This is a genomic window from Pseudomonas sp. H3(2019) (assembly GCF_007713465.1).
Taxonomy (GTDB): domain Bacteria; phylum Pseudomonadota; class Gammaproteobacteria; order Pseudomonadales; family Pseudomonadaceae; genus Aquipseudomonas.
Map to the genome: position 1 here is coordinate 102,121 of NZ_VMSG01000017.1, position 20,586 is coordinate 122,706.

19 protein-coding genes are annotated in these 20,586 nt (G+C 60.2%); 13 read left to right on the plus strand and 6 right to left on the minus strand.

Annotation, left to right across the window (positions count from 1 at the left end; all coding sequences use genetic code 11):
* Positions 1 to 43: 43 nt before the first annotated feature.
* The gene (locus FPT12_RS18015) at positions 44 to 925 is read left to right on the plus strand and encodes a LysR substrate-binding domain-containing protein (protein ID WP_145018007.1); all 882 of its coding nucleotides are present in this window, start codon (positions 44 to 46) and stop codon (positions 923 to 925) included.
* A gap of 66 nt (positions 926 to 991) precedes the next feature.
* On the opposite strand, the gene FPT12_RS18020 is transcribed toward FPT12_RS18015, so the two are convergent.
* Entirely contained in the window at positions 992 to 1,606 is a 615-nt protein-coding gene (locus tag FPT12_RS18020) for an NAD(P)-dependent oxidoreductase (RefSeq protein WP_145018010.1), read from the minus strand.
* Between the two features lie 99 nt (positions 1,607 to 1,705).
* Positions 1,706 to 2,590, minus strand: coding sequence for an MBL fold metallo-hydrolase (locus tag FPT12_RS18025; protein ID WP_145018015.1), 885 nt, complete (start codon positions 2,588 to 2,590; stop codon positions 1,706 to 1,708).
* Between the two features lie 115 nt (positions 2,591 to 2,705).
* Here FPT12_RS18025 and FPT12_RS18030 point away from each other — a divergent pair, with 115 nt between their 5' ends.
* Positions 2,706 to 3,611 (plus strand): LysR family transcriptional regulator, encoded by a 906-nt coding sequence (locus FPT12_RS18030; protein ID WP_145018018.1) that lies wholly within the window; start codon positions 2,706 to 2,708, stop codon positions 3,609 to 3,611.
* A gap of 167 nt (positions 3,612 to 3,778) precedes the next feature.
* Complete coding sequence (locus FPT12_RS27680; protein WP_020723547.1) at positions 3,779 to 3,952, plus strand: hypothetical protein; 174 nt, start codon at positions 3,779 to 3,781, stop codon at positions 3,950 to 3,952.
* A 9-nt stretch (positions 3,953 to 3,961) separates the two neighbouring features.
* Here FPT12_RS27680 and FPT12_RS18035 read toward each other — a convergent pair whose 3' ends face one another.
* Entirely contained in the window at positions 3,962 to 4,858 is an 897-nt protein-coding gene (locus FPT12_RS18035; RefSeq protein WP_145018021.1) for a helix-turn-helix domain-containing protein, read from the minus strand.
* A 177-nt stretch (positions 4,859 to 5,035) separates the two neighbouring features.
* Here FPT12_RS18035 and pobA point away from each other — a divergent pair, with 177 nt between their 5' ends.
* Positions 5,036 to 6,229, plus strand: a complete 1,194-nt coding sequence (gene pobA, locus FPT12_RS18040) for a 4-hydroxybenzoate 3-monooxygenase (protein WP_145018024.1) — start codon at positions 5,036 to 5,038, stop codon at positions 6,227 to 6,229.
* Between the two features lie 79 nt (positions 6,230 to 6,308).
* Complete coding sequence (locus tag FPT12_RS18045; protein WP_145018027.1) at positions 6,309 to 7,826, plus strand: MDR family MFS transporter; 1,518 nt, start codon at positions 6,309 to 6,311, stop codon at positions 7,824 to 7,826.
* 59 nt (positions 7,827 to 7,885) lie between these two features.
* Here the strand turns inward: FPT12_RS18045 and FPT12_RS18050 are convergent, their stop codons facing one another.
* From FPT12_RS18050 to FPT12_RS18060, 3 genes are all read right to left on the minus strand, one after another.
* A complete protein-coding gene (locus FPT12_RS18050) occupies positions 7,886 to 8,728 on the minus strand; it encodes an ATPase (RefSeq protein ID WP_178098803.1) in 843 nt (280 codons plus the stop codon).
* Between the two features lie 100 nt (positions 8,729 to 8,828).
* Complete coding sequence (locus FPT12_RS18055) at positions 8,829 to 9,827, minus strand: NAD(P)-dependent oxidoreductase (RefSeq protein ID WP_145018030.1); 999 nt, start codon at positions 9,825 to 9,827, stop codon at positions 8,829 to 8,831.
* 71 nt (positions 9,828 to 9,898) lie between these two features.
* Positions 9,899 to 10,792, minus strand: a complete 894-nt coding sequence (locus FPT12_RS18060) for a LysR family transcriptional regulator ArgP (protein WP_054593769.1) — start codon at positions 10,790 to 10,792, stop codon at positions 9,899 to 9,901.
* 96 nt (positions 10,793 to 10,888) lie between these two features.
* On the opposite strand from FPT12_RS18060, the gene FPT12_RS18065 reads away from it, so the two are divergent.
* The 8 genes from FPT12_RS18065 (at position 10,889) to FPT12_RS18100 (ending at position 20,409) form a co-directional block, all read left to right on the plus strand.
* On the plus strand, positions 10,889 to 11,290 hold the full coding sequence (locus FPT12_RS18065) for an ACT domain-containing protein (protein ID WP_145018033.1): 402 nt from the start codon (positions 10,889 to 10,891) through the stop codon (positions 11,288 to 11,290).
* A gap of 5 nt (positions 11,291 to 11,295) precedes the next feature.
* The gene (locus FPT12_RS18070; protein WP_145018036.1) at positions 11,296 to 11,898 is read left to right on the plus strand and encodes a LysE/ArgO family amino acid transporter; all 603 of its coding nucleotides are present in this window, start codon (positions 11,296 to 11,298) and stop codon (positions 11,896 to 11,898) included.
* A gap of 174 nt (positions 11,899 to 12,072) precedes the next feature.
* On the plus strand, positions 12,073 to 12,669 hold the full coding sequence (locus tag FPT12_RS18075) for a superoxide dismutase (RefSeq protein ID WP_019693327.1): 597 nt from the start codon (positions 12,073 to 12,075) through the stop codon (positions 12,667 to 12,669).
* Positions 12,670 to 13,004: 335 nt separating this feature from the next.
* Positions 13,005 to 15,056 (plus strand): bifunctional diguanylate cyclase/phosphodiesterase, encoded by a 2,052-nt coding sequence (locus FPT12_RS18080; RefSeq protein ID WP_145018039.1) that lies wholly within the window; start codon positions 13,005 to 13,007, stop codon positions 15,054 to 15,056.
* 201 nt (positions 15,057 to 15,257) lie between these two features.
* Positions 15,258 to 16,601 carry an imelysin family protein gene (locus FPT12_RS18085; RefSeq protein WP_145018042.1) on the plus strand — a complete coding sequence of 448 codons (1,344 nt, stop codon included), beginning with the start codon at positions 15,258 to 15,260 and terminating at the stop codon, positions 16,599 to 16,601.
* A gap of 159 nt (positions 16,602 to 16,760) precedes the next feature.
* Positions 16,761 to 18,188 (plus strand): di-heme oxidoredictase family protein, encoded by a 1,428-nt coding sequence (locus tag FPT12_RS18090; RefSeq protein ID WP_145018045.1) that lies wholly within the window; start codon positions 16,761 to 16,763, stop codon positions 18,186 to 18,188.
* Positions 18,189 to 18,232: 44 nt separating this feature from the next.
* Positions 18,233 to 19,297 (plus strand): imelysin family protein, encoded by a 1,065-nt coding sequence (locus FPT12_RS18095; protein ID WP_145018049.1) that lies wholly within the window; start codon positions 18,233 to 18,235, stop codon positions 19,295 to 19,297.
* 14 nt (positions 19,298 to 19,311) lie between these two features.
* A complete protein-coding gene (locus tag FPT12_RS18100) occupies positions 19,312 to 20,409 on the plus strand; it encodes a DUF1513 domain-containing protein (protein WP_145018053.1) in 1,098 nt (365 codons plus the stop codon).
* Positions 20,410 to 20,586 lie beyond the last annotated feature (177 nt).

Sequence of the window (20,586 nt, forward strand, 5' to 3'; positions counted from 1 at the left end):
AAAGTCATACTCGCCATGTCCTCACCTCATGCCTTGGCGTCCCATGAAACGACTTCCCCCCCTTCCCGCGCTGCACACGTTCCTGATCACGGCCCAGTGCTGCAATTTCACCCGGGCGGCCGAGCAGTTGCACATCACTCAGGGCGCGGTGAGCCGGCAGATCGCCGGGCTGGAAGAACATTTGGGCTACACGCTGTTTCACCGTCAGGCACGCGGTTTGAGCCTGACGGCCGAGGGGCTCGAGTGGCTGCCACGGATCCAGCAGGTGTTCGGTTTGATCGATGAGGCGGTGGAACAGGTGGGCGCACACCGCGAAACCTTGCAGCTCAAGGCCCCGACCTGCGTCATGCGCTGGCTGCTGCCGCGTTTGCTGCAATGGCAAAAGGAACGCCCGGACGTACCGGTGGAGCTGACCACCACGGTGCAACATGGCGTGGATTTCCATCGCGAACAGTTCGACGCCGCCGTCATGTATGGCGCACCGCCCGACAGTTCACTGGCGTCCGTGCATCTGTTTGATGAGCAACTGACACCGGTCTGCTCTCAGCCACTGCTCGACGGCCCGGTGCCGCTGCACAGTCCCGCGGACCTGAATAAACATTTGCTGCTGCACCCAACGCGCGATCAGCGGGACTGGAAGGCCTGGTTGAAAGCGGCGGACGTCAACCTCAGCACACTGGGCAAGGGTCAGCATTTCGAAACCCTGGACCTGGCGATGTCCGTGGCGTCTCAAGGGACGGGGGTGGCGATTGGGGATTGGTCGTTGATCGGCGATGACCTGAGTGCCGGACGGCTGGTCATGCCCTTTGATTTGAAGGTGAAAACGGGGCTGGGGTATTACCTGGTATTCCCGCAGAAACCGGGACCGTCGCCGCAGTTGCGTGAATTGATGGAATGGCTGGTGGTGCAGGCGCAGGCGCGGTGAATCTGACCTCTATGATCGTTCCCACGCTCCGCGTGGGAACGATCATTACGCGCCGTGTCCTGTGGATCAGTAGCCCACAGTAAACCGCTGACGGCTATGCGCTGGCTTCTCGACTTCATCAATCATCGCAATCGCGTAGTCGGCGAAGGTGATCCAGCTCTTGCCTTCGGCGCTCACCAGCAGATGGTCCTTGCCCACGCGGAAGGTGCCGGTACGCTCGCCTTCGACGAACAGTGCCGACGGTGAAAGGAAGGTCCAGTCCAGATCCTTTTCCTGACGCAAGGTGTCGAGGTAGACGCCACCGGCAGTGGCCTCGGCCTTGTACTCTTCAGGGAAGTTCGGGGATTCGATGACTTTGCTGCCATCCGGCACCAACAGGGAACCGGCACCGCCGACCACCAGCAAACGTTTCACGCCGGCCTTTTTGACCGGTTCGATAATCGCGCTGGCCGGGATCGTCGAAAAGTGTGCCGCGCTGATCACCACATCAACACCTGCAACCGCCGCTTGCAACGCTGCACCGTCGGCAACGTCAACATTCTTGCTGACGACACCGGCACGCGGGCTGATTTTCGAGGTGTCGCGGGCGATGGCGGTGACGCTGTGACCGCGACGCAGGGCTTCTTCCAGCAGTTGGCTACCGGCACGGCCGGTGGCGCCAATGATTGCGATCTTGCTCATGAGATTCTCCAGTTCAGGTGTGACGCGGAGCGTCACGGGCTGCATTCCCACGCAGAGCGTGGGAACGATCAACATCACCACAGTCGTTACTTCAGCGGGTTACCACTTCATCTCGCCTTTGGCGACTTTGGCGCTCAGCTCAAGCGAGCTTTCTTCGCCGAGGTTCGGGTAACGCTTTTTCATCGCGGCGATCAGCTCGGCCGAATCTTTGGCCTTGGCCGTTTCAGCGTCGAACGCCTTGATGTAGTCGGCGGTGAAGTGCACAGCGGCCAGCGAACGTGCGCTGTCACCCAGGTAATGACCTGGAACGATGGTGTTCGGTTTCAGGCTGTCGATGGTGTTCAGGGTAGTCAACCAATCGGCATGGGACTGCGCGCTTTGAGTATCGGCCATCCACACGTGGATGTTTTCCGCGACGACCACACCACCGACCACGGCTTTGATCGACGGGATCCAGACAAAGGTCCGGTCCGGTTGCTTGCCGTCCAGGCCAATGATGTCGAGCTTCTTGCCTTCCAGGGTCAGGCTATGGCCCTTGAGCACACCCGGCACGATGGTTTTTGCCGGTGCATCAGCACCTAATTTCGGTCCCCAGAACGCTACTTTGCCTTCAACGGTGGCCTTGATGTGATCAACCGTCGGCTGCGAGGCGAGCACTTTGGCTTTTGGGAACGCGGTGGTGAGGGTGTCCAGGCCGAAGTAGTAATCCGGGTCACCGTGGCTGATGTAGATGGTGGTCAGTTGCTTGCCGCTGGCGCGGATTTTTTCCACCACTTGCTCGGCCTGGGATTTGCCGAATTGCGCGTCCACCAGAATCGCTTCTTTCTCGCCGCTGACCAGTACCGAAGTCACCGGGAAGATCGCAGCGGCGCTTGGGTTGTAGACGTCCAGGGTCAGTGCCGGAGTGGCGGCTGCCGCATGAGCGGCAAAGCCCAGGGTGGCGGTGGCGAGTAAAAGGTGCTTGAGAGAAGTGAAGCCGATCATGGTGCTGCTCCGTTGTGCATAAGCCGTGTTTGGCGATGGGACAGAGCTTAGTTGCCTGACTCGCTACAAAAAATGCGATGCTTGAACATAGTTTGTTTCTGAAAGCGGGCAAATCATGGATCGTCTTCAAGCAATGCGGGTGTTTGTCACCGTCGTCGACCTCGGCAGCCAGTCAGCCGCGGCCGATCATCTGGACCTGTCGCGCCCGGTAGTGTCGCGCTATCTGGCCGAACTGGAGGACTGGGTCGGGGCGCGCTTGATGCACCGCACCACGCGCAAACTCAGCCTGACCGCCGCCGGCACCGAGATCCTGCCGCGCTGTCGGCAGATGCTCGATTTGTCGAACGACATGCAGGCCGCCGTCAGCGAGCCGGACGATGCGCCACGCGGCTTGCTGCGGATCAGCGTCAGCACCTCGTTCGGCCAGGCGCAACTGGCCGACGCCATGGCGGCCTACGTCAAACGTTTTCCCGGGGTCAGCATCGACCTGCAAATGCTCGATCGCACGGTGAACCTGGTGGACGAGCGTATCGACCTCGCGATTCGCACCAGCAACGACCTGGACCCGAACCTGATTGCCCGGCGGTTGACGGTTTGCCGTTCGGTGATCTGCGCCTCCCCCGCCTACCTGCGCGAGCACCCGACGCCGCAACGGGTAGAGGATTTGAGCCAGCACAATTGCCTGACCCACTCCTACTTCGGCAAAAGCCTCTGGCATTTCGAACAGGACGGTGAGCAGGTTTCGGTGCCGGTGCAGGGCAACATCAGCGCCAACGAAGCCAGCACGCTGTTGCGCGTAGCAATGGCCGGTGCCGGTGTGGCGATGCTGCCCAGCTACCAGGCCGGCGTGCATATCCACAGCGGCGAACTGGTGCGCCTGCTGCCTCACGCCGAACCACGGCAGATGAACATGTACGCGGTGTACGCCTCACGCAAACACATGCCCGCAGCGCTGCGCAGCATGCTGGATTTTCTGGTGTCGAGATTTCCCGAAGAACCGGCGTGGGATGCGGGGCTTTGAAGCAGCGACAAGTTGTAAGCTTCAAGCTGCAAGCAAGAGCTCGACGCGCTCGGCTTGTACTTGTAGCTTGCCGCTTGAAGCTTGAAGCTTGCAGCTGCCCCCCTCTGACCTATGCTGATATCAGTACCCCTTTAAAAATAAGGGGTACCGGTTCAGAGGTCAGCGCCATGAACGTCAAAACCAGAAGGTATCTCGCGATCTTTATCACCTGCACCGCCGCGCTGGCGTTGTACGGCACCGCCGCCTATCGCGTTGAACAGGCCCGGCAGCTGCCACGCGAGTACGCCAGCTGCAACTTCGAACGGTGCATTCCACACACCGCGACCCTGAACCTCAAGTAACGAGGGCCCCTAGCCCTCGCTGTCCTGATCAGCTTTCAAGCGATCCCGAAACGCTTTCGGTGAGATCCCCACACGGCGCCGAAACAGCCGGGTGAAATTGGTCGGGTCAGAGAACCCCAACACATCCGACATCTCGTAAATGGTCATGCTGGTGTAGGTCAGCAATCGCTTGGCCTCCAGCAACTGACGCTCGTGCATGATCTGCAATGCCGGTTGTCCCGCCAGCTCACGGCAGGTGCCGTTGAGGTGGGACACGGAAATCCCCAGCCGGTGTGCCAGGTCCTCGACCTTCACGTGCTGGCGATAATTCTCTTCCACCAGCTGAATAAAACCGTTGAGGTATTCGCGTGCACGCTGTGGTCGCTGACTGGCGGCGCGGCGCTGGATCACCTGGCGGCTGACCCACACCATGATCACGCTGACCAGCGAATGCATGAGCATTTCCCGTGCGGGCTGGTGCCCGACGTATTCATTCTGCAAGGCTGTAAACAGGCTGTTGAGGTAGTCCGCATGGCTTCCCGCCGCGTAACTCTCCGCCACTGCCAGGGCATTCACCGAACTGCCCAGTTGCGCTTGAAGATGAGCCACCAGCGGCGCGGCCAGTGTCACCACAAATCCCTCTACGTCTTCGGAAAATCGAAAACCATGTACCGACAGCGGTGGCAGGATCTGGATCGCGGCTTCGCTCAGTTGCGTGCGCTGCCCCTCGATCTCAAGCGCAGCCTGACCTTTGTACACAAACAGTAACTGACATAAATCGGCATGCCGATGGGGTTTGATTTCCCATTGATGTTCACGGCTGCGTTTAGAAATGGTTTCGCAATGCAACAAGTCAGGGGTCGGCCAGTCCAGGCTCTCGCCATAGAGTTTGAATACAGGAATCGAAGGAAGGGCAGGCTTGTTCATCACTTCAGTCCAGGCCTCAGCGTAACGGGCGGTAATCGCCCCGATTGGCGAAATGTACAGGTTTCAGCGCAGTTTTCACCTTCAATTGACCGACTCACAAGCGAAAAATGCAAGCACTCGATTCATAAAAACCATTCACCGACTTTGTCCGCGTGAAGCTTGAGAGCCCTAACAATAATGAAAACCCTCAAAACCCAAGTCGCGATTATCGGTGCCGGCCCCTCTGGCCTGCTGCTCGGCCAGTTGTTGCACAACGCCGGCATCGCCACGGTCATTGTCGAACGCCAGACACCCGACTATGTACTGGGGCGAATCCGCGCCGGGGTCCTGGAACAGGGCATGGTCGAGCTGTTGCGCCAGGCCGGCGTCAGTCAGCGCATGGACGCTGAAGGTCTGGTGCATGGCGGCTTCCAGCTGGCCCTCGATGGACGCCAGGTGCACATCGATCTGCACGCGTTGACCGGCGGCAAAACCGTGATGATCTACGGCCAGACCGAAGTCACCCGTGATCTGATGGCTGCCCGTCGTTTGGCGGGGGCATCGACCCTCTACGAAGCCGGCAACGTGATGCCTCACGGGATGAAATCCGCCGAGCCGTTCCTGACCTTTGAAAAGGACGGTGAAACCTGGCGCCTGGACTGCGACTACATTGCCGGTTGCGACGGTTTCCATGGTGTCGTACGGCAATCGATTCCCGCCGACACGCTGAAAATATTCGAACGGGTCTACCCATTCGGCTGGCTCGGTATACTCGCCGACACCCCGCCGGTCCACGATGAACTGGTGTATGCCCGACATGCTCGCGGCTTCGCGTTGTGCAGCATGCGTTCGACCACACGTACCCGCTATTACGTGCAGGTGCCCGCTGACGAGAAGGTCGAGGACTGGTCCGATCAGCGCTTTTGGGAGGAGCTGAAATCGCGCCTGCCGCAGGCGCTTGCCGACACGCTGGTCACCGGACCGTCGATTGAAAAAAGCATCGCGCCGCTACGCAGTTTCGTGGTCGAGCCCATGCAGTACGGACGGATGTTCCTGGTCGGCGACGCGGCCCATATCGTCCCGCCCACCGGCGCCAAAGGCCTGAACCTGGCCGCCAGCGACGTCAGCACCCTGTTCAACATTCTGCTCAAGGTCTACCGCGACGGTCGCACCGAATTGCTGGAGAAGTACTCGGAAATCTGCCTGCGGCGAGTCTGGAAGGCGGAACGGTTTTCCTGGTGGATGACTTCGATGCTGCACACCTTCGAAGGCAACGATGCCTTCAGCCAGCGCATCAGCGAATCGGAACTCGAGTACTTCGTCGACTCCGAAGCCGGTCGAAAAACCATTGCAGAAAATTACGTCGGACTTCCGTACGAGGCTATCGAATAGCCTGCTATCGACTTACACTGGCGAGCATTCCCGCTCGCCTTGCCTCTTGCGGGTTAATCACCGCCCGCAGGTTAGACCCGTGACCAATCTGAACCAGCCTGAATCCACCAAACCGGCCATCCGCAGCGTGTTGGTCTCCCTGATGCTGGCGATCTTTCTCGGGGCGCTGGATCAAACCATCGTGGCCGTCTCGATGCCGGCCATTTCCGCCCAGTTCAAGGATTTCAGCCTGCTGGCCTGGGTCATCGCAGGCTACATGGTGGCGATGACCGTGGCAGTGCCGATCTACGGCAAGCTCGGCGACCTTTACGGCCGTCGGCGGCTGATGCTCTTCGGCATGGGATTGTTCACCCTGGCCTCGGTGTTTTGCGGCATGGCCCAGAGCATGGAGCAACTGGTCCTCGCCCGGATTATTCAGGGCATCGGCGCTGGCGGAATGATTTCGGTCAGCCAGGCGATCATCGGCGATATCGTGCCGCCCCGCGAACGCGGGCGTTATCAGGGTTACTTCAGCAGCATGTACGCAGTGGCCAGCGTGGCCGGGCCGGTGCTCGGCGGTTACATGACCGAGTACCTGTCGTGGCGCTGGGTGTTTCTGATCAACCTGCCGCTGGGCCTCGGCGCCTGGCTGGTGGCCAACCGTACGCTGGTGGGTTTGCCGGTGCCACAGCGCAAGCCGGTCATCGATTATTTGGGCACGCTGCTGATGATCATCGGCCTGACCGCGTTGCTGCTGGGCATCACTCAGGTTGGCCAAGGGCATTCGTGGCGCAGCAGCGAAGTGCTCGGGTTGCTGGCGTGTGCGGCGCTGACCCTGACGCTGTTCGTCTGGCATGAGCGGCGGGCACGCGAGCCCTTGCTGCCGATGCACCTGTTCGCCAACCGCAATGCGCTCCTCTGCTGGTGCACGATTTTCTTCACCAGTTTCCAGGCGATTTCGCTGATCGTGCTGATGCCGCTGCGCTTCCAGAGCGTCACCGGGGCCGGGGCCGACAGTGCGGCGCTGCACCTGTTGCCGCTGGCGATGGGGTTGCCGATGGGCGCCTACTTCGCCGGTCGCCGGACCTCGGTGACCGGTCGTTACAAACCGATGATCCTGACAGGCGCCCTGCTCACCCCGATCGCAATTCTCGGCATGGCGTTCAGCCCGCCGCAAGCGATGCTCATCAGCAGCTTCTTCATGATGCTCAGCGGCATTGCCGCCGGCATGCAGTTCCCGACCTCCTTGGTCGGTACGCAAAACTCGGTGGAACAACGCGACATCGGCGTCGCCACCAGCACCACCAACCTGTTTCGCTCACTCGGTGGCGCGGTCGGCGTGGCATTGATGTCGGCCTTGTTGCTGGCGCTGTTGCAGGATTCGAGTTTCGCCCATTTGACCGGCTCGTCGCTGATCGCCGAAGGCAGTTCCGGAAACGTTTTGCTCGATGGCCTGAACGCCGCACCGGGCGAGACTCAAAACGCCTTGCGCGCCGAGCTGCTGCTGACCTTCCGGCATTTGCTGATGGTCAGCGCGGCGGTGTCGTTGCTGGGTCTGGCGGCGGCGATTGCGATGCCGAACATGTTGCTGCGTGGGCGGGAAGACAAGGTTCGATAGAAAGACCGAGTCGCCTACACTGATCGTTCCCACGCTCTGCGTGGGAACGATCAGCCACATCAAGGTCGGGCGTTGAGCTGCTGTTGCAGGTTCTGGATCTGGCTCTGCAAGGTGGTGATGTTGCGCGTGACCTGGCCACGGAAAGCGTCGAACTCGGCGACATTGGCGTTGCTGCCTTGAGCCGCGGCCGGGCGGCTGTCCTGCTGGCTTTTGATCACCACCAATTCTTGCTCCAGGCGCTCGATCGCCGCGCTCGGGTTGCCTTGTTTCTTCAAGGCGGTGATTTCGGCACCGAGGCTTTTCAGCTGGGCATCGAACTTGCTGGTGTCGCTCGGGGTATTTTTCAGGGTCGCCACGTCAGCGCTCAGGGCTTTCAGGTCGGTTTGCAATTGAGTGTTGACGGCATGTTGCTCGACGCTTTGCGCAGCGATCTGTGCCAGCCGCTTGTCCAGGTCCGACGCCTGGCCGACTACGCCTTGCTGCTGTTGGTTCTGCTCCACCAGCCTGGTTTCAAGTTGCTTGATTTTCAGTTTCAGCGCTTCGCTGTCACTGGTGACGTTCGACTGACTGGCGACCACTTTGCCGGAAATATCCTGCAAGCGCCCGGCGGCTTCCTCGCTGATGCGGGCAAAACTTTCCTGGGTCGCGACCAGTTGCTGCTCCATCAGCGAGATTTGCTGAAAGCTCCACCAGGCAAGGCCGGCAAAGGCAAACAGCAACGCCCCGACCAAAGCCCACAATGGACCAGTGTTCGGGACTTTGACGGTGCCCCTGCTTGCGCTTCGCGCATGTACGCTGGTGTGTTCACGGGCAGCGGCGGTTGGAAAATCGTCATCGAGGGGGTCGGCACGCAGGCTCGGAACATCATCGAAGTCGTCGTTGGCATCGTTACGCATGGACATGAGGCAACCTTTCTGAACCACAGTGATGGCTAAATGCGACGAGTATAAACCCTGAACTCGCCGCATTGATCGACCTTGAGCGGCCAGCTCGGTTCAGAGTTTATTTTGCGCCCGGGTCTTGAGCCTTCCACCAGCCGCAAAACTCATCGAGCGCCGTCCACAGACTGACCTTGGGATCGTAGTCCAGATAATGCCTGGCGCGGCTGATATCGAGGGTGAAGTTTTTGCTCATCACTTGTATGCCCAAACGTGACAGGGTCGGTTCCGGACGCCCCGGCCAGAGTGCGCAAAAGCCCTCGTTCAGCGCCGCAATGCTGTAGGCCAAACCGTAGGAGCGATGACGAGTCACCTGCGGGACTTCCATCTGGCGCATTACATAATTGACCACATCCCACAGCGGTACCGGCGCGCCGTTGCTGATGTTGTAGGCCTTGCCAAGCGCCGATCCCGTCGCCAGCAAACAGCTGAGCATGGCTTCGTTGAGGTTCTGCATGCTGGTGAAATCGACCTTGTTCAGGCCGTTGCCGATGATTGCCAAACGCCCTTTGCGCTGCATGTTCAGCAGGCGCGGGAAGATACTCATGTCACCGGCGCCGGTGACAAAACGCGGACGCAGGGCCAGCACTTCAAGACCAAACTCCTGGGCGCCGAAGACCTTTTGCTCGGCCAGGTATTTGGTTGCCGCATAAGGATGCTTGAAACGCTTGGGCACTTGCTCTTCGGTCAGCCCCTGGTGGTCGCGGCCATCGAAGTAGATCGAGGGTGACGACAAGTGCACCAGCCGCCGGACGTTTTGCTTCAGGCAGGCTTCGACGACGTTTTCGGTGACCAGCACGTTACCCTGATGGAAGTCCTGATAGCGCCCCCAAAGCCCCACCGCACCCGCGCAATGCACCACGGCTTCGACGTCTGCGCACAGCTCGCGAACCAGTTCCGGGTCACTCAAATCGCCCTGAACGAACTCCGCACCTCGCCGTACCAGATGTTCGACGCCTTCGGCCCGGCGGCCGTTGACCCGCACGTCCAGGCCCTGCTCCAGGGCGAAACGCGCAAAGCGCCCGCCAATGAAGCCGCTTGCGCCGGTGACCAGAATTTTCATGACTTGCTCCGATGTGTTTCGTTTTTCATGCGTGTTGCATTACAAATTTCGTGTGCTCTTGACGCTGCCCATCAGTCCAACGGCACCAGCCACTGCCTGGATAAACGTACCAGATGCTCGGTGAGTAACCCCAGCAACTGGCCACCATTGCGCCAATGATGCCAGTACAACGGCACATCAATTGGTTTATCTGGCAACAACTCCACCAGCACACCGCGCTCAAGCTGTTCACGCACCTGCAACTCCGGCACCAGTCCCCAGCCCAGACCGGCTTCGGTCAGACGGATAAAACCTTCGGATGACGGGCACAAATGATGCTCGAAACCACCCTCCACGCCCAATGACGCCAGGTAGCGGTGCTGCAAAAAGTCATCCGGGCCAAACACCAGCGCCGGCGTGCGCGCCAACTGATCGGCCCTGACCCCTTGGGGAAAATGCCGGGCAATAAACGCCGGGCTGGCCAGCGCGCGGTAACGCATGGCGCCCAGCAACACGCTGCGAGCGCCCGCCACCGGGCGCTCACTGGCACACACGCACGCCGCCACTTCACCGGCGCGCATGCGTTTGAGGCCAACGGTCTGGTCTTCCACCACCAGGTCGAGCAATAGATGTTGCTCGGCGCAAAAGTCACTCACCGCCTCGGCCCACCACGTGGCCAGACTGTCGGCGTTGAGAGCGATGCGCAGGCGTTCCGGCAAGCCTTCTTCGTCCAGCGCCGGCACCAGGCTTTGCAGATCGCGCTCCAGCAAACGCACCTGCTGCACATGGTTGAGCAAACGCCGGCCAATCTCGGTCGGCGCCGGCGGTGTGGCCCGCACCAGCACGGGTTGGCCGATGCGCGCTTCGAGCAACTTGATGCGCTGGGAGATCGCCGATTGCGACAACCCCAATACCTGAGCAGCACGCTCGAAACCGGCTTGCTCGACCACGGCAGCAAGGGCGGACAGCAATTTATAGTCGAACATCAGTTTTCCTAATGAGCGATCAGCAATATTGGTTTTTCTTATACATCCTGGGACAGGAGAATGACCAGCAAGAACTCCTCACAAAGGATCAGCGACATGGCTGGCGAAACCTCACTGAACACCCTGCTGCGCAGCATGAGCCCGCAGCTCAACGACGGCGAATACGTGTTCTGCACGATTCGCGACGGTCACCTGCCGAAGGACTGCGAAATCATCGGCAGTTTCCGCGAACAGGAAGGCCTGACGGTGATCCTTGAGCGCTCGCAAGCCGAAAAGGCCGGGTTGAGTTTCGACTATCTGGCGGCGTGGATCACCCTCAACGTGCATTCGGCCCTCGAAGCCGTTGGCCTGACCGCCGCCTTCGCCACAGCCCTCGGCCAGGCCGGGATCAGCTGCAACGTGATTGCCGGCTATTACCACGACCATTTGTTTGTCGGCCAGGCCGACGCCAAGCGCGCGATGTCGGTACTGCGGCAACTCGCGGCAAACGCGGAGTAAACCTTATGTGGCAAAGCTATGTGAACGGCCTGTTGGTCGCTGCGGGACTGATCATGGCGATCGGTACGCAAAATGCGTTCGTGCTGGCGCAAAGCCTGCGCCGCGAACATCACCTGCCGGTGGCGGCGCTCTGCGTGACCTGCGATGCGTTGCTGGTGGCCGCCGGGGTGTTTGGGCTGGCGACGATCCTCGCGCAAAATCCACTGTTGCTGGCGATCGCCCGTTGGGGTGGCGCGGCCTTCCTGCTGTGGTACGGCAGCCTGGCCCTGCGTCGCGCCTGTTCCAAGCAAAGCCTGCAACAGGGTGAAAACCAGACCGTGCGTTCATTGCGCGCGGTATTGCTCAGTGCATTGGCGGTGACGCTGCTCAACCCTCATGTGTATCTGGACACCGTGTTGCTGATCGGTTCGCTCGGGGCCCAACAAACAGTGCCGAGCGCTTATGTGGTGGGCGCGGCCAGTGCGTCATTGCTGTGGTTTTTCACCCTGGCGCTAGGCGCCGCGTGGCTGGCACCGTGGCTGGCACGCCCGAGCACCTGGAGGATTCTCGACCTGCTGGTGGCGGTGATGATGTTTACCGTGGCCTTTCAACTGATCAGCGCCGCCTGATTATTCCCAAAGGCTCTGGAACCTCTATTCCACACAGTTGTTGCGTGGTTAAGCCGCACCCCCGGTGCTATGATCCGACACCTGCGCCGCAAAGAGTACAAACTCCCGGCGCTTGTCTGGCCGCCCGTGATCGGCCTTGCGCTCACCGCAACTGACCTGATTAGGAGAATCACCATGGCTTTCGAATTGCCGCCACTGCCTTACGCACACGATGCACTGCAGCCGCACATTTCCAAGGAAACTCTGGAATATCACCACGACAAGCACCACAACACCTACGTCGTGAACCTGAACAACCTGGTGCCAGGCACCGAGTTCGAAGGCAAGACCCTGGAACAAATCGTCAAGACTTCTTCGGGTGGCATCTTCAACAACGCCGCTCAGGTCTGGAACCACACTTTCTACTGGAACTGCCTGGCGCCAAACGCTGGCGGTCAACCAACCGGCGCACTGGCTGACGCAATCAACGCGGCTTTCGGTTCGTTCGACAAGTTCAAAGAAGAATTCACCAAGACTTCGGTCGGCACCTTCGGTTCCGGTTGGGGCTGGCTGGTGAAAAAAGCTGACGGTTCCCTGGCCCTGGCCAGCACCATCGGCGCCGGCAACCCGCTGACCAGCGGCGACACCCCGCTGCTGACCTGCGACGTCTGGGAACACGCTTACTACATCGACTACCGCAACCTGCGTCCGAAGTACGTTGAAGCGTTCTGGAACCTGGTTAACTGGAAGTTCGTGGCTGAGCAGTTCGAAGGCAAAACCTTCACCGCTTAAGTCTGCTTGCAGTCAAAAAAACCCGGCATTGCCGGGTTTTTTTATGCCCAGGCAATGCGAAATCCACCTGCAACACCACCGAAAACAAACGTTCCCTTGCCCCAACGCCACAGCCGTCTACCATCAACCAGACACAAATATTCGCCCCTGCCCCTCAAGTTGCAGGAGGTGCCTACCGAAACACTACTAATGGGCTCTAATTGCCAATACCCCGGCAATGCGGACAAGCCAGCAGACAAAATCTACACGGCTTGATTGTCCCTTTGACTGCCATCACGGGATTGCCAATACTCATGGCAACTTGACGTTACCCGAACGGAACAAGGAAAACCCCTTTGAAGCTGGAACTCAAAAACAGCTTGTCGGTGAAGTTGCTCCGGGTCGTGCTCCTGTCGGCATTGATCGTCGGTGTGGTGTTGAGCTGCGCGCAGATTGTTTTCGATGCATATAAAACACGCCAGGCCGTGGCCAATGATGCCCAGCGCATCCTCGACATGTTCCGCGACCCCTCGACCCAGGCGGTGTACAGCCTCGATCGGGAAATGGGTATGCAGGTTATCGAAGGCCTGTTCCAGGACGACGCCGTGCGCATGGCCTCCATCGGCCATCCCAATGAAGCCATGCTTGCGGAAAAAACCCGTGACTTGCAGCATTCTCACAGCCGTTGGCTGACCGACCTTATTCTGGGCCAGGAACGCACGTTCACCACGCAGTTGGTGGGACGCGGCCCCTATAGCGAATATTACGGCGACCTCAGTATCACCCTCGACACCGCCACCTATGGTCAAAGCTTTATTGTCAGCTCGGTGATCATCTTCATCTCCGGCGTATTGCGGGCCATGGCCATGGGCCTGGTGCTGTATCTGGTCTATCACTGGCTGCTGACCAAACCGTTGTCGCGGATCATCGAACACCTGACCAACGTCAATCCCGACCGCCCCAGCGAACACAAGATTCCGCAACTCAAGGGCCACGAAAAGAACGAACTGGGGATCTGGATCAACACCGCCAACCAGTTGCTTGAGTCCATCGAGCGCAATACCCACCTGCGCCACGTAGCCGAAAACAGCCTGTTGCGCATGGCGCAATACGATTTCCTCACCGGCCTGCCGAACCGTCAGCAATTGCAGCAGCAACTGGACAAGATTCTGGTAGACGCCGGTCGCCTGCAACGCCGGGTCGCCGTGCTGTGTGTGGGCCTGGACGATTTCAAAGGTATCAACGAGCAGTTCAGCTACCAGACTGGCGACCAATTGCTGCTGGCCCTGGCCGACCGTCTGCGTGCCCACAGTGGTCGTCTCGGCGCGCTCGCCCGCCTGGGGGGCGATCAGTTCGCGCTGGTTCAGGCCGATATCGAGCAACCCTACGAAGCCGCCGAGCTGGCACAAAGCATCCTCGATGACCTGGAAGCGGCGTTTGCCCTCGATCATCAGGAAATCCGCCTGCGCGCAACCATCGGCATCACCCTGTTCCCGGAAGATGGCGACAGCACCGAGAAGCTGTTGCAGAAAGCCGAACAGACCATGACCCTGGCCAAGACCCGTTCGCGCAATCGCTATCAGTTCTATATCGCCAGCGTCGACAGCGAAATGCGCCGTCGCCGCGAACTGGAAAAAGACCTGCGCGATGCCCTCACCCGCAATCAGTTCTATCTGGTTTATCAACCGCAGATCAGTTACCGCGATCAGCGGGTGGTCGGTGTCGAGGCGCTGATTCGCTGGCAACACCCGGAACACGGGCTGGTGCCGCCGGATCTGTTCATTCCGCTGGCCGAACAGAACGGCACGATCATCGCCATCGGCGAATGGGTGCTGGACCAGGCCTGCCGACAGCTGCGTGAATGGCACGACCAGGGGTTCAGCGACCTGCGCATGGCGGTCAACCTGTCCACTGTGCAACTGCACCACGCCGAGTTGCCGCGGGTCATCAACAACCTGATGCAAATGTATCGCCTGCCGCCGCGCAGCCTCGAGCTGGAAGTCACCGAGACCGGCTTGATGGAAGACATCAGCACCGCCGCACAACACCTGCTCAGCCTGCGCCGTTCGGGCGCCTTGATCGCTATCGACGACTTCGGGACCGGCTACTCATCGCTGAGTTATTTGAAGAGTCTGCCGCTGGACAAGATCAAGATCGACAAGAGCTTCGTTCAGGACCTGCTCGATGACGACGACGATGCAACTATCGTTCGCGCGATCATCCAGCTCGGCAAAAGCCTTGGCATGCAGGTGATCGCCGAGGGGGTGGAAACGGTCGAACAAGAGGCTTACATCATCTCCGAAGGCTGCCACGAAGGTCAGGGCTATTTCTACAGCAAACCGCTGCCTGCGCGGGAGCTGGCCGCTTATCTGAAACAGGCCCAACGCAGTAATGCGTTGATCTTGTGAGCTGACTCTATCCCGTAGCAGCTGGCGCAGCCGAACGCCGGCTGCGCCAGCTGCTACAGGCCATGTGCAGGCGCAACCACCTCGTAAACAAGAAATATTTCCAATCGCGGCCCTTTACACATAATGCGAAAGATTTGCATTATGTCGCAGTTTTGCGCACCCCCGCGCCTGTCCATTATTTACCGAAGCAGGATGTTCGCCATGATTCGTATGCCTCTGGCTACCGCCAGTTTGCTGGCCATCGCTATTTCCCTCGCCGGTTGCGGCGAAGGTAAAGACAAGGCTGCTGCTCCTCAAGCGCCTACGCCGGCCACCAGCACTTCGGCACCTGCTGCGCCTGCCGCTACCGGAAAAGTCGATGAAGCCGCTGGCAAAGCCGTTGTCGCGCACTACGCCGACATGGTTTTTGCGGTCTTCAGCGATGCCGAATCCACTGCGAAAACCCTGCAAACGGCCATCGACGCCTTCCTCGCCAAGCCGAATGCCGAGACGCTGAAAGCCGCTCGCGCTGCCTGGGTCGCTGCACGCGTACCTTACTTGCAGAGTGAAGTGTTCCGCTTCGGCAACACCATCATTGACGATTGGGAAGGTCAGGTTAACGCCTGGCCGCTCGACGAAGGCCTGATCGACTATGTCGACAGGAGCTACGAGCACGCCTTGGGTAATCCGGGCGCCAACGCCAACATCATCGCCAACACGACCATCCAGGTGGGTGAAGACAAGATCGACGTGACCGACATCACGCCGGAAAAACTCGCCAGCCTGAACGAGTTGGGTGGTTCCGAAGCGAACGTCGCAACGGGTTACCACGCCATCGAATTCCTGCTCTGGGGCCAGGACCTGAACGGCACCGGCCCTGGTGCTGGCAACCGTCCGGCTTCGGACTACCTGGAAGGCGCCGGGGCTACCGGTGGCCACAACGATCGTCGTCGCGCTTACCTGAAAGCCGTGACCCAGTTACTGGTCAGCGATCTGGAAGAAATGGTCGGCAACTGGAAGCCGAACGTGCCCGACAACTACCGCGCCGAGCTGGAAGAAGAACCGGCTGAAAGCGGTTTGCGCAAAATGCTCTTCGGCATGGGTAGCCTCTCGCTGGGCGAACTGGCGGGCGAGCGCATGAAAGTTTCCCTGGAAGCCAACTCCCCGGAAGACGAACAGGACTGCTTCAGCGACAACACCCACAACTCGCACTTCTACGATGCCAAAGGCATTCGTAACGTGTACCTGGGCGAATACACCCGCACCGACGGCACCAAAATGACCGGTGCCAGCCTGTCGTCGCTGGTGGCCAAAGCCGACCCGGCTGCCGATGCTGCGCTCAAGGCTGACCTGGCCGCCACCGAGGCCAAAATCCAGGTCATGGTTGATCACGCCAACAAGGGTGAGCACTACGACCAACTGATCGCTGCCGGCAACACGGCTGGCAACCAGATCGTCCGTGACGCCATCGCTTCCCTGGTCAAGCAGACCAGCGCAATCGAACTGGCTGCCGGCAAACTGGGCATCAGTGACCTGAACCCGGACAACGCTGATCACGAGTTCTGATCAACGCTGGCTAAGTGAATCAGTAAGGCGACCTTCGGGTCGCCTTTTTTGCCTGCCTGACATCTATCCCTGTGGGAGCAAACGATAATTCCTCTTATTCAAACTCCCTCGCCCTGTTAGACTTTGCGCCCTTGTTTGGCTCGTCTTTCAGGATTGCCGATGCCCTCGCTGCCTCTTCGCTTGTCTGCACTGCTTCTGGCCCTGGGCCTGAGTGCCTGCGATGACGCCCCGCGTTTTACCAAGGCCGAACCCGGTGAAGCCCGCTCCGGTGGCGCAGCGACCGTCAGAAAGACCGACCAGAATGCGTTCTCCCTGCCTTCAGCCAACCTCTCGCCGACCCGTCGGCTGGACTTCAGCGTCGGCAACAGTTTTTTCCGTAGCCCTTGGGTGATCGCCCCCTCGACCACCACCGCCCGCGACGGCCTCGGCCCGCTGTTCAACACCAACGCCTGCCAGAACTGCCATATCAAGGACGGTCGCGGTCATCCGCCGACAGCCGATTCCGATAACGCCGTGTCGATGCTGGTGCGTCTGTCGATCCCCAACGAGCCGGCCTATGCCAAGGTCATCGAGCACATGGGCGTGGTGCCTGAGCCGGTCTACGGCGGGCAACTCCAGGACATGGCTGTGCCCGGCGTCGCCCCCGAAGGCAAAGTTCGTGTCGACTATGATCCGGTCCCGGTACGCTTTACCGATGGCACTGAAATCGAACTGCGCAAACCCAGGTTGCTGATCACCCAACTGGGCTACGGTCCGATGCATCCCGACACGCTTTTTTCCGCTCGAGTCGCCCCGCCGATGATTGGCCTCGGACTGCTCGAAGCCATCTCCGACGCAGATATTCTGGCCAACGCCGACGCCCAGGCTAAAGCCAGAAACGGCATCGCCGGACGCCCGAACCGGGTGTGGGATGACGCGCAGCAAAAGACCGTTTTGGGGCGCTTTGGCTGGAAAGCCGGGCAGCCAAATCTCAATCAGCAAAACGTTCACGCGTTTTCCGGTGATATGGGCCTCACCACCAGTCTGAGACCGTTCGATGATTGCACCCCGGCCCAGACTGACTGCCTGCAGGCGCCTAACGGCAATGGCCCGGATGGCGAGCCGGAAGTCAGCGACAACATCTTGCGTCTGGTGCTGTTCTACAGCCGTAACCTGGCCGTCCCGGCCCGCCGTGACGTCAACGGCTCGCAAGTCCTGGCCGGTAAAAACCTGTTCTATCAGGCCGGTTGCCAGTCCTGCCACACCCCGACATTCACCACCGCCGCGAATGCCGCAGAACCTGAATTGGCCAATCAGGTGATTCGCCCGTACAGCGATCTGCTGTTGCATGACATGGGTGAAGGCCTGGCCGATAACCGTAGCGAATTCCAGGCCTCTGGCCGCGACTGGCGCACCCCGCCGTTGTGGGGCATTGGCCTGACGCAGACGGTCAGTGGCCACACTCAGTTTTTGCATGACGGCCGCGCCCGCAATCTGCTCGAAGCCGTGCTCTGGCACGGCGGTGAAGCACGCGCGGCGCAGCAACAGGTTTTAGCGTTCAACGCCGAGCAGCGCGCTGCGTTGCTGGCCTTTTTGAATTCTCTTTGACGCATTCCCCATAAGTTTTTGCCCATATAAAAAGGGAGCCCGACATGTTCCGCCCCAAGCTGTTGTTCACCAGCCTTGCCGCACTCGTCCTCGGTGCCTGCTCGCCTCAGGACCCTCAAGCCGTCACCTCGGCAGCCATCGCCAAACAAGTGATCCTGCCGACCTACAGTCGCTGGGTAGAAGCCGACCGCCAATTGGCCGTCAGCGCGCTGGCCTATTGCGAAGGCAAGGCGGACCTTGCAACGGCTCGCGCCGACTTCCTCCATGCACAAAAAGCCTGGGCACAATTGCAACCGTTGCTGGTTGGCCCATTGGCCGAAGGCAATCGCTCCTGGCAGGTGCAGTTCTGGCCGGACAAGAAAAACCTGGTCGGGCGTCAGGTCGAGCAACTGATCACCGCACAACCGCAGATCGACGCCGCTGCGTTGGCCAAATCCAGTGTCGTCGTGCAGGGCCTCTCGGCCTATGAGTACATTCTGTTCGACGACAAGACCAACGTGGCCGACGCCGCGCAAAAAGCCCGTTACTGCCCGCTGCTGACCGCCATCGGCGAACGTCAGAAGCTGCTGGCCGAAGAGATCCTCGCCAGCTGGAACAGCACCGACGGCATGCTTGCGCAACTGAGCAAATTCCCGAACCAGCGTTACGCCGACTCCCACGAAGCCATCGCCGATCTGCTGCGCGCTCAAGTGACGGCACTGGATACCCTGAAGAAAAAACTCGGCACGCCGATGGGGCGCCAGACCAAGGGCATTCCACAGCCGTTCCAGGCGGATGCATGGCGCAGTCATACGTCGCTGCAAAGCATGGAAGCGAGCCTGGCTGCCGCCCGGACGGTCTGGGTCGGCGTCGACAACAAGGGCCTGCGTGGCCTGTTGCCGGCCGAGCAAAAGCCGCTGGCGGACAAGATCGATGCCGCCTACGCCGCGTCGTTGAAACTGTTTGAAAGCAGCCAGCGCTCGCTGACTGAAATGCTCACCGACGATGCCGGTCGCCAGCAACTCAACGACCTCTACGACAGCCTCAACGTCGTCCATCGCCTGCACGAAGGTGATCTGGCCAAGGCGCTGGGCATCCAGCTGGGCTTCAACGCCAACGACGGTGACTGATGAGGGGTAGCGCCATGCTGCGACGTCAGGCTCTGACATTAGGCAGTTTGTTGCTGGGCGCCGTAACGCTGGGCGGCTGGAAGCTGTTCAGGCAAAAGGACCACGGTCCTTTGCTGCTTTCGGCGCGCGACGACAGCGACGGCAAACATTACGCGGTCGGCTATCGGCTGGACGGCACTCGCGTGTTCGCCACTGAAGTCGGCCAACGCTGCCACGACATCATCAATCACCCTGCTCTGCCGATTGCGCTGTTCGTCGCTCGGCGGCCGGGCACCGAGAGCTATCTGGTCGATCTGCGTGACGGCACACTGCTGCAAACCGTGGTGTCGCAACCGAACCGGCACTTCTACGGTCACGCGGTTATTCATAAAAGCGGCGACTGGCTGTACGCCACCGAAAACGACACCACCGACCCGGGTCGCGGCCTGCTCGGGGTGTACCGTTTCGAGGGTCAGCGGTTGGTTTACAGCGGCGAGATTTCCACCCACGGCATCGGCCCGCATCAGGTGTCATGGATGCCCGACGGTGAAACCCTGGTGGTGGCCAATGGCGGGATTCGTACCGAAGCCGAAAGCCGGGTCGAGATGAACCTCGACGCCATGGAACCCAGCCTGGTACTGATGCAACGCGACGGCACCCTGTTGAGCAAGGAAACCCTGGCTCAGCAGATGAACAGCGTGCGTCATATGGGGATCGCCAGCGACGGCACCATTGTCACCGGCCAGCAATTCATGGGCGCCGCCCATGAATCATCCGAGCTGTTGGCGATCAAGCGTCCCGGCCAGCCCTTTGTCGCCTTCCCGGTGGCCGAGCACCAATTGCAGGCCATGGGGCACTACACCGCGAGCGTCGCGGTGCACAGTGACTTGCGGCTGGTGGCGCTCACCGCACCGCGCGGCAACCGTTTTTTCATCTGGGACCTGGACAGCGGCGAAGTGCGCCTCGATGCGCCGCTGCCCGACTGTGCCGGTGTCGGTGCAGTGGCCGATGGCTTTGTCGTGACCTCGGGGCAAGGGCGTTGCCGTTTCTATGATTGTCGCCAGACACCGCTGCTGGCAAAACCCCTCGAACTCCCCGCCGGGCTCTGGGATAACCACCTGCATCTGGTCTGAAATCTGCGCTGCCAAATTGATCGTTTGATCGTTCCCACGCTCCCGCGTGGGAATGCAGCCAGTGACGCTCCGCGTCACCTGCCGAAGCGGACGCAGAGCGTCCGGTGAGGCATTCCCACGCAGAGCGTGGGAACGATCAACAATGAGCTGCCAAAGGCTGCGATCCTGTTCCTGAGA